Here is a 13,162-nt window from a genome sequence, read left to right as displayed (position 1 = left end):
GCAGCGATGCTGATCAACAAAGAAACCCTGTCGCTGGTCTTCGTCAACCTCAAGACCACCTTCAACAAGGCGTTCGAAGCGGCGCCCAGCCAGTGGTCGCTGACCGCCATGCTCGTGCCATCGGGCAGCAGCCAGAACAACTATGACTGGCTCGACCGCTTCCCGAAGATGCGCAAGTGGATCGGCGAGAAGGTGATCAAGGCCCTCAAGGCCAACACCTACACGATCGTCAACGACGACTGGGAGGCCACCGTCGCGGTTCGTCGCAACGATATCGACGACGACAACCTGGGCATCTACGCGCCGATGGCGCAGGACGCCGGCTACAGCGCCAAGACGCTGCCCGACGAGATCGTTGCCGACCTGAAGAACAACGCCTTCGTGAACAAGTGCTACGACGGCCAGTACTTCTACGACACCGATCACCCGGTCGAGGACGGAAAGGGCAACACGACGAGCGTGAGCAACAAGGGCACCGCCGCGCTCTCGTGCGATACGCCTGCACTCGCCCTGGCCAGCTACGGCACTGCACGCATCGCGATCATGAGCATGACCGACAACGAAGGCCGCCCTCTGGCCTTGGTACCCGATGTTCTGGAGGTGCCGCCGGCGCTGGAAGCGATCGCGAAGGTGCTGTGCGAGAACGAGAAGCTCAACGACAACAGTCCGAACCCGTACCGCGGCACCGCCAAGGTGATCGTGAACCCGCGGCTGACCAGCGGTACCGCGTGGTTCCTGCACTGCACCAGCCGGCCGGTGAAGCCCTTCATCTACCAGCAGCGCAAGGCGCCGGTGTTCGTGCAGCAGATCAACCCGGACTCCGACGACGTGTTCAGCCGTGCTGAATACAAGTACGGCGCCGAGGCGCGCGCGGCCGGTGGCTACAGCTTCTGGCAGATGAGCTACGGCTCGACCGGCGCCGGCTGATAGCACCCAAGGACACGCGCCCCCGCAGGGGCATATCGAGAGGCCGCGAGGCCTGAGTAAGCCGGCGCCCGGGTGAGCCCGGGCGCCGTGCGATCGACAGCCAAGAGGACAGCACATGGCCAAGAACCAGAACACCAACCCGCCCAAGGGCGACGACCAGGCCCCGCCGGCGCCTCCCAAAATGGAGATCCGCGAGGTCAGCGCCCTGGACGTGCGCTCGGTGGGCAAGAGCTTCCGCCGCCTGGGCCTGGGCTTCACGCAGGACCAGCCGACCTACCTCAACCCGGCGGCGCTCAGCCAGGCGCAGGTGGAAACCCTGAAGAGCGAATCCTCGCTGCGCATCATCGGCGCCAAGATCAACGTGGCGGTGACCGAGGGCGCGCCGGAGTCGCTGGTCCTGGTGCCGGTGGCCGACGCGGCCGTGCCGGTCGAGACCGACGAGTAAGCCACGGCCATGAGCTACGCCATCCAGGCCGACATCGACAGCCGCTACGGCAGCAACCTGCTGCTCACCATCGCCGACCGCGATGGCGACGGCGTGGTCGACACGGACGCCGTGCTGCTGGCGCTGGCCGACGCCGACGACGTCATCAACTCGCACCTGGCCGAGCGCTACCAGCTGCCGCTGGCCACCGTGCCGCCGCTCCTGGTGAAGGCGGCGGTGGACCTGGCCGTCTACAACCTGGCGGAGCTGCCCACGGACGAGATGCGCAACCGGTACAACGATGCGCTCAAGGCCCTGAAGAACATCGCCACCGGCGTGCAGCAGCTGGGCCTGGCGCCGCCGCCGAGCACCACCGGCCAGGCGGCCACGTTCGTCGGCCCGGACCGCAAGTTCGGTCGCAACCAGGTGCGCAACTGGTGAGCGGCGTCGGCCTCCAGTTCTCGCTCGATCACTTCGCTGAGGTGCAGCGGCGCGTCAGCGCGGTGATCGACATGGACAAGCGCCAGCTGATGGACAGCCTGGGCGCGGAGGGGGTCACGCAGATCCAGCGGCGCATCACGGACGAGAAGACCTCGCCGGCGGGCGTTGCCTGGCCACAGTGGTCGGACGACTACGCCGCCACCCGCCACGCCGGGCAAAGCCTGCTGGTGTCCGAGCACCACCTGCTGCAGAGCATGACGCACGTGGTCGAGATGACGGGCAAGGACGTCGACGTGGGCTCCAACCTGATCTACGCCGCCATCCAGAACTTCGGCGGCGCCGAGGTCGGCAAGCCGCAGCTGCCCGCGCGTGAGTTCATCGGCCTGTCCGAGGAGAACCGCATGGACCTGGCGATGGTGGCCAGCGATTGGCTCGACCAGCACCTGCAGGGACGCGCGGCATGAGCCTGCTTGCCCAGCGCCAGGCGATCGTGGACGACCTGAAGGCCGTGCTGCCGGGTGTGACCGTTGCCGCCCACCGTGGCCGCTTCGACAGCGCGGCCGAGATCCAGCGCTTTGCGATCAAGGCACCGCAGGTGCTGGTGGCGTGCGTGGGCTTCAAGTCGACGGGCACCAGCAGCGGCATGGTGCAGCTGCGCGGCCGCTGGCTGGTGTTCGTGATTACCAAGGATGCACCCAAGCTCGAGCGCGACGCCGGCGCGCTGGCCCTGGTCGAAACCATCGAGCGGCGCATCGAGGACAACACCTGGGGCCTGGACAGTCTCTCGGCGCCAACGGACATCGACGCCCGCAACCTGTACGCGGGGCAGATCGACAAGCTCGGCGTGGCGCTGTGGGCCGTCACGTTCGACCAGGTGGACAGCAGCCCCGCGGTGGACCAGGCCACGCTCGACGCGATGGGTGTGTTCGCCACCTTCCACCAGGACATCGATGTGGCGCCTGCAGATGGCCAGATCGAGATCACCGAAACCGACACCCTGCCGCAGTAGGAGCGAGCGATGCCTCTTCCCGATTTCTACCTGATTCCCAAGTCCGGCGTGACCGTGCGTGACCCGGCCACCGGCAAACCGCTGCCGGAGGCTGGCGCCAACAAGCCGCGCTCCAGCTACTGGCTGCGCCGCCTGCGCGACGGGGACGTGTCCGAGGGCAAACCGCCCAAGGCCGCGAAGGCGTCGACCACTTCCACCGGTGAGGGCAAGTAATGGACTTCGACACCATTCCGAACGACATCCGCGTCCCGCTCGCGTACATCGAGTTCAACAACACGCGCGCGCAGGCCGGGCTTCCCGCCGACAGCTATACCATCCTGGTGCTGGGCCAGCGCCTGGCCACCGGCACGGTGCTGGCGGGTGTGCCGACCGAGATCCTGGGCGCTGCCCAAGCCGAGCAGTACTTCGGCCGCGGCTCGATGCTGGCCAGCATGCTGGCGGCGATGAAGAAGGCCAACGCGTACACCCGTGTGGTGGCTATCGCGCTGGACGACGCCGAGGCGGGCGCCGCTTCCACCGGCAAGCTGGTCTTTACCGGCGCCGCCACGCAGAACGGCACGCTCAACCTGATGGTGGCCGGCACGCAGGTGCCGGTCGGCGTGAGCGCCGGCGACGATGCCGAGGCCGTCGCTGCGGCGACCGTTGCGGCGATCAACGCGAATACCGCGTTGCCGGTCACCGCTGCCGTGAACGGTGTGACAGCTGGCCAGGTCGACGTGACCGCGCGCCACAAGGGCGAGGCCGGTAACACGCTGGACCTGCGGCTGAACTACTACACCGGCCAGCTGACACCCGCCGGCCTGCAGGTGGCGATCACCGCGATGAGCGGCGGCACCACCAATCCGGATGTGTCCGATGCGATCGCCGCAATGGGCGATGCCTGGTACCAGACGATCGTGATGCCCTACACCGACGCGGCCAACCTGACCGCGCTGGAGACCGAGCTGGCCGATCGCTTCGGCGGTGTCCGTCAGATCGATGGCGAGGCCTTCACCGCCTTTCGCGGTACCGCCGCCGCCACGGACACCTTCGGCCTGGGCCGTAACGGCCTTTGGGTGACCTGCATGGGCACGTCGATCGCACCGCACCCGCCCTACCTGTGGGCGGCAGTGAACGCGGCGGTGGCGGCCGCCTCGCTGGCAAACGATCCGGCGCAGCCGCTGCAGACGTTGGCGCTGCCCGGCATCCTGCCGCCGGCGCAGGCGGACCAGTTCACGTTCGCCGAGCGCAACCTGCAATTGCATAGCGGTATCGCCACGCACAAGGTCGACGCCGGCGGCAATGTGCTGATCGAGCGCCAGGTGACGATGTACCAGAAGAACGCGTACGACATCGCCGATACCAGCTATCTGGACGTCGAGAAGATCGCGACGCTGAGCTACATCCGCTTTGCCTCTCGCTCGCGAATCACCAGCAAGTACCCGCGCCACAAGCTCGCCGGCGATACGGTCAAGCCGGCGCCGAGCCAGAAGATCGTCACCCCGACCATCCTTCGCGCCGAGCTGATCGCGCTGGCCGTCGAGCTGCGCGACGACAAGGGATTGATCGAAGACATCGAGCAGTTCAAGCGCGACCTGGTGGTGGAGATCGATCCCAGCAACCCGGACCGCGCCAACGCGTCGACGAGCCCGAACCTGATCAACCAGCTGCGGATCTTCGCCGAGCAGATCCAGTTCATCGACTAAGAGAGGTAACCCGCAATGGCAAAGATGTTCGGAAAGGCGGAGGTATCAGTCGACGGGCAGCGCCTGTTGGTCGACGACTCCAGCAAGCTCAACCTGGGCGGCGTGAACCGCAACGTGGTCAAGGGCACCGAGGTATACGGCTTCGCCGAGGAGACGATGGAGTCGACCGTCGACGTCAGCGTGTTCATCGGCGCGGATACCGACCTGGACGCGCTCAACAACATCAGCGACGCCACGATCACCTTCAAGTGCGACAGCGGCCAGTGCTACGTGCTGCCGCATGCCTGGAACGCCACGACGGTCGAGGCCGGTGCCGCAACCAACGGCGGCAAGACCACGCTGAAGTTCTGTTCGGCGAAGGCGGAGCGCGTGGCATGAGCACGATCAAAAACACGCTCAAGCATGGCCTGAAGGTAGGCGAAGCCACCTACAAGGACTACGAGATCCGCGAGGCGACCACGGCCGACCTGTTCGCCGCCGAGGAACACGCACCGGTGAGCAAGCGCCTGACGTTCAAGGCCGCCATGCTCGGCCAGCAGCTGGTGCGCCTGGGTGAGTTGTCCGGCCCGATCGACCTGAAAGTGCTCGGCAAGCTGCACCCGGCGGACTTCGACCAGCTCTGCGAGGACATGGACAAAGCCGACAAGCAGGGAAACGCCGAACCCGGCGGCTAAAGGCGGAACACCGCAAGGTGCTGATGCTTGGCTCTCGCACGGGCTGGAGCCACCGGGAAATCACCGAGCTGCCGCGCAGCGTTTTCGACCTCTTCGTGCGCATCCTGACGAACACCGACACCGACGACTGAGGCAATGAGCGACACCCTGAAGCTAGCCATGCGCATCAGCGCCGTCGATCTCTTCAGCGGAGTGCTACGGCGCTTCCGCTCCGAGATCGGCGGCGCTGGCGCGCAGGCGAAGGCCATGCAGCGTGATTACGACTCGATGATCCGGCACGCCTCGGCCGGCCTCAAGTCGTTGGCGGTGGCCGACTACGGGTACAACAAGCTCAAGCCGGCCGTGCAGAAGGCGGCCGAGCTGCAGGAAGCGTTGCTGAGCGTGGAGGGCATCCTGCAGGGTGCCCATCCGAACGCCAAGCTGCTGGCCGATCAGATGGAGCGCGTGCGCGCCAACTCGATCGAGGTGGCCAGCCACATGAAGTACAGCGCGACGGCGGTCACCGACGTCACGCGCGAGCTGTTCCAGGGCGGCGTGCCGCTCGAAGCGATCCTGGAGAAGTACGACAGCAAGGGCCGGCTGGTGCGCCACGGCGCGGCCTACATGACCGAGGTCCTGGCCGAGACCAAGCACGAAGATCCGGCGACGGTGGCGATGAACATCGCCAACCTGGGCCACAGCTTCCAGCTGCGCCCCGACCAGTACGGCGAGGCGGCGGACATCATCGCCAAGGCCAGCGTGACCAGCTCGGGCAGCCTGGCGCAGTTGTTCCATAACCTGGACCAGGTGGGCAGCCGTGCGCACATGTACGGCAACATGGATCTGAAGTCCACGGCGATCGCGCTCAAGGCGCTGGCGCCGCTCGGCGAGGAGGCCGGCTCGGACCTGGGCGAGTTCCTCTCGCGTATCACCGGCGGCAGCTACCGCGGCCGCAAGTGGATGAAGGAATCGGGCTTCGACTTCTACGACAAGAAGGGCCACTTCATCGGCCTTGACGAGTCGATCCGCCTGATCCAGAAGCGCACCGAGAGCATGACGGAGGAACAGCGGAACAAGATGCTGGGCCTGCTGTTCGGCCAGACGGGCGGCAAGGCGGTGACGCAGCTGATCGCGCCGAGCATGCCGGGCGTGAAGAGCTACTGGGAGATCAAGGATTCCTACAGCCAGCAGGCGAGCCTGGAGCAGCAGAATGACACCTGGGCCAAGGGCTTCAACGCCCAGGTGCAGAAGCTCGCGTCGACGAACGAGGGCACGCTGGCCACGCTGTTCGATCCGTTGCTCGGCGACCTCACCAGCGCGATCAAGAAGACCGACGAACTCAGCGCCGCGATCGGCAAGCTGGCGACCGAGCATCGCGGCGTGGCCAAGGGGGTGTCTTATGGCAGCGCTGCGCTGGTGGGCGCCGCGGGCCTGTATGGCGTCTACCGCCTGGGCCGAGCGGCCGGCCCGGGCGGGCGCCTCTTCAAGAACCTCCTGAAGCGGGGCGGTGGTGTGGCGGCCGGCATCGCCGAGGGCAAGGCCGTAGAGGCTGCGACCGGCGTGGTGCCGGTGTTCGTGACGAACTTTCCTGCAGGCGGCATGACGGGCGCGGCTGGCGCGGAAGCCGCGACGGCGGCCGAGAAGGCCGCGGAGAAGGCGGCGGCCAAGCGTGGCGGCGCCCGGTGGTTCACGTATGCGATGCCCGCGCTGGCGCGCATCACTCCCGTGCTTGCGGCGCTATCGCAGACCTCGGCCGAGGGCAGCGATGCGCGCAGCGCGCGGGAACTGCAAGGGGCGGCGGCCGGTGGCGATCGCGCCGCGGCGATCAGGCTGGCGCACATGCAACTGGATCACTGGTGGCGCGGTGGCTCGGCCAGTGCCGCGGAGATCGACAAGCGAGTGAAGGAACTGATGGGCACGCCCGAGAGCCAGGCGAGCTATCGCCGCCTCGCGGCGCAGACCCAGGTGGGCGGCACCATCAAGATCCAGATCGACCAGGACGGGCGCGCCAAGGTCAAGCAAGTCAAAAGCGACAACCCGCGCGTGCCGCTGGACGTCGGCATGATGATGATGCTGCCGTGATGCTACGGACCGACTGCTTCCGACACGGTCCAGTAGGCGATGGCCGTACCCTGCGGCCTGATTTTTATCAGGCCCGTGAGCGTTCTTGCCTCGACAAAAACCGCGGCGCCCTTGTTGAAGGAAGCGCATTCGCCGGTGGATATATTCCCGGCGACGAATTGCACGGCCGCGGCGCGATCGTTCTGTGCGTTGAGCTGGCCGATGCGCTCGGCCGTCGCTTCGGACTGACAGCCGAACGTGGTCACCGCCATATGGCTCGGGGCCGTCGTCCCACTCGATGCCGTATCGCTGCAACCTGCCACGCTCAATACAGCGATCAAGCCGACCGCCAAGATAAAAAGCGAGCGTGGGTTATTGAGGCGCTTATCAGCCATTTCCGTTCCCCTAATTCGTCGCGTCCGATTCGCCGGCCCAGGAGCTTAGCAAATGGCGTGGCGTGACGAATTGCAGCCGGGCTCCTTCCGCGGCGTACCGTTCCTGATTGACGCTTCCTCGGCCGACTTCGGCCGTCGCGTGTCGCTGCATGAGTACCCGCTGCGCGATACGCCTTATGGCGAGGACTTGGGCCGCCGCGCACGCCAGTTCTCGATCGAGTGCCTGGTGCTGGGGCCGGACTACATGGCCGCGCGCGATCGCCTGATCGCCGCGCTCGAGGCGCCCGGCGCTGGCACCCTGGTGCACCCGTACCTGGGCACGCGCCGTGTCGTGGTGGCGCAGCCGGCCAGCGTCAACGAAAGCACCCGCGAGGGCGGCGTGGCGCGCTTCCGCATCCCGTTCGCCGAGGCAGGCGAGAAGCTGGAGCCGGAAGCCACGGCCGACACCGCGACCCAGGTGCAGGGCCAGGCGGACGCCACGGGCGCGGTGCTGGCCAACAGCTTCGCCAGCCAGTGGAGTGTCGAAGGAACGCCGCAATGGGTGAGCGACGCCGGCAGCAGCGATCTGGTCGGGCTGACCGACCAGCTGCAGGCGCTGCGCGACAGCATCCCGGGCCTGCCGGATTCGGTCACCGTGTTCAACGCCCAGCTGCAGGCGTTCTCCAACGAACTGTCCAGCCTGATCCGCACGCCCTTCAACCTGGGCGCCAGCGTGGTCGACCTGGTGCTGGGCCTTGGCACCATCGCCCGCCAGCCGATCGACGCGCTGGGGCTCTACCGCAACTTGCTGGACTTCGGCGCCGACCAGGCGCCGGTCACCGGCAGCACGCCGGCGCGCCAGCAGCAGGCAACCAATCGCGCCGCCCTGCAGGCGCTGGTCCGCGGCTCGGCGGTGGCGCAGGCGGCAGCAGCGGCGTCCAGGGTGCCCGCGCAGACCGTCCCACCCACGGCCGTGCAGCTGGCCAACGATCCGACCACGCCGGCGACGGCTGGCTATGGCACGGCCGACCAGGCCGTAGCCGTCCGCGATGCGCTGACGGACGCGCTCGACGATCAATCGCTGACCGCCGACGACGATCTGTACCCGCAGCTGGTGGATCTACGCGCGGCCGTAGTGCGTGACATCGGCGCCCGGGTGGCGGGCCTGCCGAACCTGATCACGTTCACGCCGGGCACCACGCTGCCGGCGCTGGTGGTGGCTTATCGCCTGTACGGCGATGCAGGCCGCGCAGAGGAGATCGTTGCTCGCAACGATCTTCGCTATCCCGGGTTTGCCACGGGTGGCCAGGCGCTGGAGGTGCTGGGTGAGTGACCTGGTGCTGACGGTGGATGGCCAGCGCTATGCCGGCTGGCAAAGCCTGCGGCTCAGCCGCGGCGTCGAGCAGGTGGCGGGTGGCTTCGAGCTGACCGTGACGGAGCGCTTCGACGGCCTCTCCAAGCCGCGGCCTATCCGCAAGGGGCAGAAGTGCTCCGTGTCGATCGACGGCCAGCGCATCATCCAGGGATGGATTGACGTGGTCGCACCGGACTACGACGCGGAAACGCATACGCTCGGCGTGAGCGGTCGCGACGCCACCGGCGACCTGGTCGACTGCGCCGCCATCTGCAAGGCCGGCACCTACCACAACCGCACCCTCGCGCAGATCGCCCAGGATCTCGCGGCGCCCTTCAAGGTGCCGGTGATCGTGCGCACCAACGTAGGGGCGCCGTTCGCCGAGTGGCGCATCGAGCCGGGCGAAACCGTCATGGAGAACCTGGAGCGCGCTGCGCGCTACCGCGGCGTGCTGCTGATGTCCGATGGCCAGGGCAACCTGGTCATCACGCAGCCGGCCGAGCTGAAGGCACCGGCCGCGCTCGAACTGGGTAAGAACATCCTGAAGGCGAACGGTCATTCCAGCCAGCAGCAGCGCTTCGCCGAGTACATCGTCAAGGCGCAGCAGGCCGGCACGGACCTGATGTTCGGCGACGAGGCTGCCGCCCCTTCGGGCACGGCCCTGGACACGGCGATCGCGCGCTATCGCCCCACGATCATCCTCGCCGAGGATCAGGCGAACGCAGGCACCTGCAAGACCCGTGCGCTGTGGCAGCGCACGGTCGCCGCGGCGCGCAGCGACCAGGTGGTCTACACCGTCGTGGGCTGGCTGGCCAACGGGCAGTTGTGGCAGCCCAACGCGCTGGTCGACGTGCGCGATCGCTTCCTGGACATCGACGAGACGCGCCTGATCTCGCAGGTGGACTTCACCCTGGACGAGCAGGGCGAGCGCACCGAGCTGACGGTGGTGGGCCGCCATGCCTACGACCCGATCAAGCTGCCGGAGCCCGAGCCGGATGGAGGCCTGTGGTGAGCGCCGCTGCCCTCCGTGCCCTGGCCCGCCGCGTGCGCATGCTGGCTGCGCGCAGCGTGGTCACGATGGTCAACGACGCCCTCAAGGTGCAGGGCTTGCAGATCACCGTGCTGCAGGACGAAGTCGCCCAGGTGCAGCGCTTTCAGGAATACGGCTTCACCAGCGCGCCGCTGCCTGGCGCTGAGGCCATCGTCGCTGCAATGGCGGGCGTGCGATCGCACCTGGTGGCGATCGCCGTGGATGACGGCCGCTACCGCCTGAAGGGCCTGCAGAACGGCGAGGTGGCGCTCTACACCGACGAGGGCGACGTCATCCAGTTCAAGCGCGGCAAGGCGATCGAGATCACCTCGGGTGGCTCGGTGAAGGTGACCGCCCCGGAGGTGACCGTGACCGCAAGCACCAAGGTGACGCTCGACTCGCCCGAGGTCCACTGCACGCAGAAGCTCACGGTGGCCGGCGATATCACCGCGCAGAACGTCACGGCGGACACCGAGGTCACCGCTCACGGCATCACGCTGACATCGAGGGCGCCCGCATGACCGACATCGCCCTGCAGTGGGATACCGACCACGCCGACGTGGCGATGGGTGCCGCCGACCTGGTCGCCGACGAGGGACTGGAAACCGCGGTGATCCTCAGCCTGTTTCTCGATCGACGGGCCGACGCCGACGACGGCGTGCCGCTCGACCAGGACCCGCGCGGCTGGTGGGGCGACACGTTCGCGTCCGTCGCCGGCGACCAGGTGGGATCGAAGCTCTGGCTGCTGGGCCGCGAGAAGCAGCTGGCGCAGGTGGCCAAGCGCGCGCAGACCTACGCCACCGAGGCGCTGGCCTGGCTGGTGGAGGAAGGCGTCGCCTCCGAGATCGACGTGCAGGCCACCTTCGTCGCCGCCGGCCGACTGACGCTGGCGATCGCCATCCAGCGGCCACAGGCACCGCCATTCAACCGCCAGTACCAGTACGTGTGGAGCGCCCTGTAAATGCCGTTCAACCGCCCACCCCTCGCCACGCTGATCGACCGCATCGACAGCGACATCGGCTCGCGTCTGCTGGGCGCCCTGGCGCGCCTGCGCCGTGCCCTGACCACCATCCTGGCACGCGCCTTCGCGGGCGCCGTGCACGGCCTCTACGGCCACCAGGAGTGGATCGCCAAGCAGATCCTGCCCGACACCTGTGGCGAGGACATGCTCGCCCGCCATGCGGCGATCTGGAAGATCCCGCGTAAGCCGGCCAGCGCGGCCACCGGCCCGGTGGTGTTCACCGGCAATGACGGCAGCGTGGTGCCTGCTGGCACCCTGCTGACCCGCGCTGATGGCAGCGAGTACTCGACCGACGCCGACGCGACGATCGATGCAGGCACCGCGACCGCGACGGTGACCGCCCTGATCGCCGGTTCGGCCGCCGACGCGGTGGCCAACACCGCGCTCTCGTTCGTTGCGCCCGTCGCCGGCGTCAGCAGCGCGGCCACGGTCGACGCCGCGGGCATCGGCGGCGGTGCCGACGTGGAAGATGTCGAGGCATGGCGCATCCGCGTTATCGCCCGCATCCAGGCACCGCCCAAGGGCGGTACCAGCGCCGACTACAAAGGCTGGGCGTTGGCAGTGCCCGGTGTGACGCGCGCGTGGGTCTATCCCAAGGAGTTGGGACTGGGCACCGTGACCGTGCGATTCGTGACCGACGATGCGCCGGGCGGACTGATTCCCGACGAGGCCACCGTTGCAGCGGTGCAAGCGCACATCGATGCCGTTTGCCCGGTGCGCCCGGACGTGTCCGTCTTCGCCCCGACCGCTGCGCCGCTCAACCCGACCATTCACCTGGTGCCCGACACGCAGGCCGTGCGCGATGCCGTCACGGCTGAGCTGGCCGACCTGCTGGCGCGCGAGGCCGAACCGGGCGGCACCATCCTGCTGACGCACATTGACGAGGCAATCAGCATCGCCGCGGGCGAGACGGATCACCTCTTGGTATCGCCGGTCGCCGACGTGGTCGAAACCACCGGCAACATGACCACGCTGGGGGTGATCACGTGGGCATGACCGTCGCCCAGTATCGCGAACACCTTCGGGCGCTGCTGCCGCCGGGTCGCGCGCTGGAGGACGGCGACGGCCTGCTGACGCAGCTGCTCGAAGGCATGGCCGAGGAGCTGGCGCGGGTCGACGGGCGCGGCGATGCGCTGATCGCCGAATCGCTGCCCGACAGCACGCTGGAGCTGCTCCCCGACTGGGAGCGCGTGGCCGACTTGCCGGACGACTGCACTCCGGCTGGCCAGACGGTCGAAGCGCGGCGCACGGCTCTGATCGCGCGCCTCACCGCGAACAGCGGCCCCTCCATACCGTTCCTGCTCTCGCTGGCTGCCTCCCTCGGCTACACGGTGCAGATCGTGAAGCGCTATGCGCGCCGCTACCGCGCTGCGCTGGGCGACGTGTACGGCGGCAACGATTGGCAGTTCGTATGGGAGGTCCACGCGCCGCTCAACACCGTCACCTACCGGCGCTTCGGCAATTCCACCTACGGCGAGGCCTACGCGAGCTGGCAGAACGATGTCCTGGAGTGCGTGATGCGCCAGCACAACCCGGCCGACCTGCAAGTCAACTTCATCTACAGCTGAGGAACGATCGATGGATTACCCCAAAAGCGACGCGACCGTTGGCCTGGTCGGAGGCAAGTTCAGTGACGGCAACCCAGGCGCAGGCGTGCCGGCGAGCCGCGATCCGGCAAGCTGGGCGAACCTCGTCACCGACGAATTGATCAACGTGCTGATTGCAGCCGGCATCGAGCCAGACGAGGCCGCCGACAACCAATTGCTCCAAGCGCTGCAAGCGCTCGGCTTGCGAGCCTCGACCACGGCGCTGGCGGGCGTATCCAAACTGGCCACTGCTTCCGAGGCGCAAGGTTTGTCCGAGGCGACGAAGGCACTTACAGCCGCCACGCTCAATAGCGCTTTCCAAGGGTCGAACCAATCACTCGTCGCGGCCGGCGGCTATCAGATTTTTCCGGGCGGTGTGATCCTGCAGTGGGGTGGCGCGAGCTTCAGCTCAACAGGTGCGGCAAACCTGTTCCCGATTGCCTTCCCGAACGCGGCCTTTGTGCCGCTGACCGGCAACTCCGGCACGTCGGGCCTGTCAATCATGCTCAGTTACACCGCGCTTTCGAACACCGGGTTCACCGCGAAGAGCAGCAGCGGATCGGGCACCTATTACTACTTGGCACTGGGACACTAAGC

Annotated in this window: 18 protein-coding genes; 17 read left to right on the top strand and 1 reads right to left on the bottom strand. The window is 67.6% G+C overall.

What is annotated here, in order from left to right; translation table 11 throughout:
* Window positions 1–6: 6 nt before the first annotated feature.
* From AAIL17_RS11190 to AAIL17_RS11145, 10 genes are all read left to right on the top strand, one after another.
* Entirely contained in the window at window positions 7–927 is a 921-nt protein-coding gene (locus AAIL17_RS11190; RefSeq protein WP_424682923.1) for a Mu-like prophage major head subunit gpT family protein, read from the top strand.
* Window positions 928–1,042: 115 nt separating this feature from the next.
* On the top strand, window positions 1,043–1,372 hold the full coding sequence (locus tag AAIL17_RS11185) for a hypothetical protein (RefSeq protein ID WP_424682922.1): 330 nt from the start codon (window positions 1,043–1,045) through the stop codon (window positions 1,370–1,372).
* Window positions 1,373–1,381: 9 nt separating this feature from the next.
* Window positions 1,382–1,792, top strand: a complete 411-nt coding sequence (locus tag AAIL17_RS11180) for a gp436 family protein (RefSeq protein ID WP_424682921.1) — start codon at window positions 1,382–1,384, stop codon at window positions 1,790–1,792.
* Window positions 1,789–2,256: a phage virion morphogenesis protein gene (locus AAIL17_RS11175; protein ID WP_424682920.1), complete on the top strand. Its 468-nt coding sequence runs from the start codon at window positions 1,789–1,791 to the stop codon at window positions 2,254–2,256. The genes AAIL17_RS11180 and AAIL17_RS11175 overlap by 4 nt, the downstream gene beginning before the upstream one ends.
* Window positions 2,253–2,801: a phage protein Gp37 gene (locus tag AAIL17_RS11170; protein WP_424682919.1), complete on the top strand. Its 549-nt coding sequence runs from the start codon at window positions 2,253–2,255 to the stop codon at window positions 2,799–2,801. Before AAIL17_RS11175 ends, AAIL17_RS11170 begins: the two co-directional genes overlap by 4 nt.
* A 9-nt stretch (window positions 2,802–2,810) precedes the next feature.
* Window positions 2,811–3,014: a DUF2635 domain-containing protein gene (locus AAIL17_RS11165; protein WP_424682918.1), complete on the top strand. Its 204-nt coding sequence runs from the start codon at window positions 2,811–2,813 to the stop codon at window positions 3,012–3,014.
* Window positions 3,014–4,486, top strand: a complete 1,473-nt coding sequence (locus AAIL17_RS11160) for a phage tail sheath subtilisin-like domain-containing protein (RefSeq protein WP_424682917.1) — start codon at window positions 3,014–3,016, stop codon at window positions 4,484–4,486. Before AAIL17_RS11165 ends, AAIL17_RS11160 begins: the two co-directional genes overlap by 1 nt.
* Window positions 4,487–4,501: 15 nt before the next feature.
* Window positions 4,502–4,864: a phage tail tube protein gene (locus AAIL17_RS11155; RefSeq protein ID WP_424682916.1), complete on the top strand. Its 363-nt coding sequence runs from the start codon at window positions 4,502–4,504 to the stop codon at window positions 4,862–4,864.
* Window positions 4,861–5,160, top strand: a complete 300-nt coding sequence (locus tag AAIL17_RS11150) for a phage tail assembly protein (protein ID WP_424682915.1) — start codon at window positions 4,861–4,863, stop codon at window positions 5,158–5,160. The genes AAIL17_RS11155 and AAIL17_RS11150 overlap by 4 nt, the downstream gene beginning before the upstream one ends.
* Before the next feature lie 135 nt (window positions 5,161–5,295).
* On the top strand, window positions 5,296–7,221 hold the full coding sequence (locus AAIL17_RS11145) for a phage tail tape measure protein (RefSeq protein ID WP_424682914.1): 1,926 nt from the start codon (window positions 5,296–5,298) through the stop codon (window positions 7,219–7,221).
* Window positions 7,222–7,223: 2 nt separating this feature from the next.
* Here AAIL17_RS11145 and AAIL17_RS11140 read toward each other — a convergent pair whose 3' ends face one another.
* Window positions 7,224–7,595, bottom strand: a complete 372-nt coding sequence (locus AAIL17_RS11140; RefSeq protein WP_424682913.1) for a hypothetical protein — start codon at window positions 7,593–7,595, stop codon at window positions 7,224–7,226.
* A 52-nt stretch (window positions 7,596–7,647) separates the two neighbouring features.
* On the opposite strand from AAIL17_RS11140, the gene AAIL17_RS11135 reads away from it, so the two are divergent.
* Genes AAIL17_RS11135 through AAIL17_RS11105 form a run of 7 tightly spaced genes read left to right on the top strand, consistent with a single transcriptional unit; the run spans window position 7,648 to window position 13,160 of the window.
* A complete protein-coding gene (locus tag AAIL17_RS11135; RefSeq protein WP_424682912.1) occupies window positions 7,648–8,907 on the top strand; it encodes a DNA circularization protein in 1,260 nt (419 codons plus the stop codon).
* Window positions 8,900–9,940: a phage baseplate assembly protein gene (locus AAIL17_RS11130; RefSeq protein WP_424682911.1), complete on the top strand. Its 1,041-nt coding sequence runs from the start codon at window positions 8,900–8,902 to the stop codon at window positions 9,938–9,940. Before AAIL17_RS11135 ends, AAIL17_RS11130 begins: the two co-directional genes overlap by 8 nt.
* Window positions 9,937–10,479, top strand: a complete 543-nt coding sequence (locus AAIL17_RS11125) for a phage baseplate assembly protein V (RefSeq protein WP_424682910.1) — start codon at window positions 9,937–9,939, stop codon at window positions 10,477–10,479. The genes AAIL17_RS11130 and AAIL17_RS11125 overlap by 4 nt, the downstream gene beginning before the upstream one ends.
* Entirely contained in the window at window positions 10,476–10,919 is a 444-nt protein-coding gene (locus AAIL17_RS11120; protein ID WP_424682909.1) for a phage GP46 family protein, read from the top strand. Before AAIL17_RS11125 ends, AAIL17_RS11120 begins: the two co-directional genes overlap by 4 nt.
* Window positions 10,920–11,975, top strand: coding sequence for a baseplate J/gp47 family protein (locus AAIL17_RS11115; protein WP_424682908.1), 1,056 nt, complete (start codon window positions 10,920–10,922; stop codon window positions 11,973–11,975).
* Window positions 11,972–12,547 (top strand): YmfQ family protein, encoded by a 576-nt coding sequence (locus AAIL17_RS11110; protein WP_424682907.1) that lies wholly within the window; start codon window positions 11,972–11,974, stop codon window positions 12,545–12,547. Before AAIL17_RS11115 ends, AAIL17_RS11110 begins: the two co-directional genes overlap by 4 nt.
* A gap of 10 nt (window positions 12,548–12,557) precedes the next feature.
* Window positions 12,558–13,160 (top strand): gp53-like domain-containing protein, encoded by a 603-nt coding sequence (locus AAIL17_RS11105; RefSeq protein WP_424682906.1) that lies wholly within the window; start codon window positions 12,558–12,560, stop codon window positions 13,158–13,160.
* Window positions 13,161–13,162: the final 2 nt, after the last annotated feature.

It is taken from the genome of Frateuria sp. YIM B11624 (assembly GCF_049727805.1).
Lineage (GTDB): Bacteria > Pseudomonadota > Gammaproteobacteria > Xanthomonadales > Rhodanobacteraceae > Frateuria_A.
Note: the sequence above shows the minus strand (reverse complement) of the source record. Positions and strands in the feature narration are given on the sequence as shown.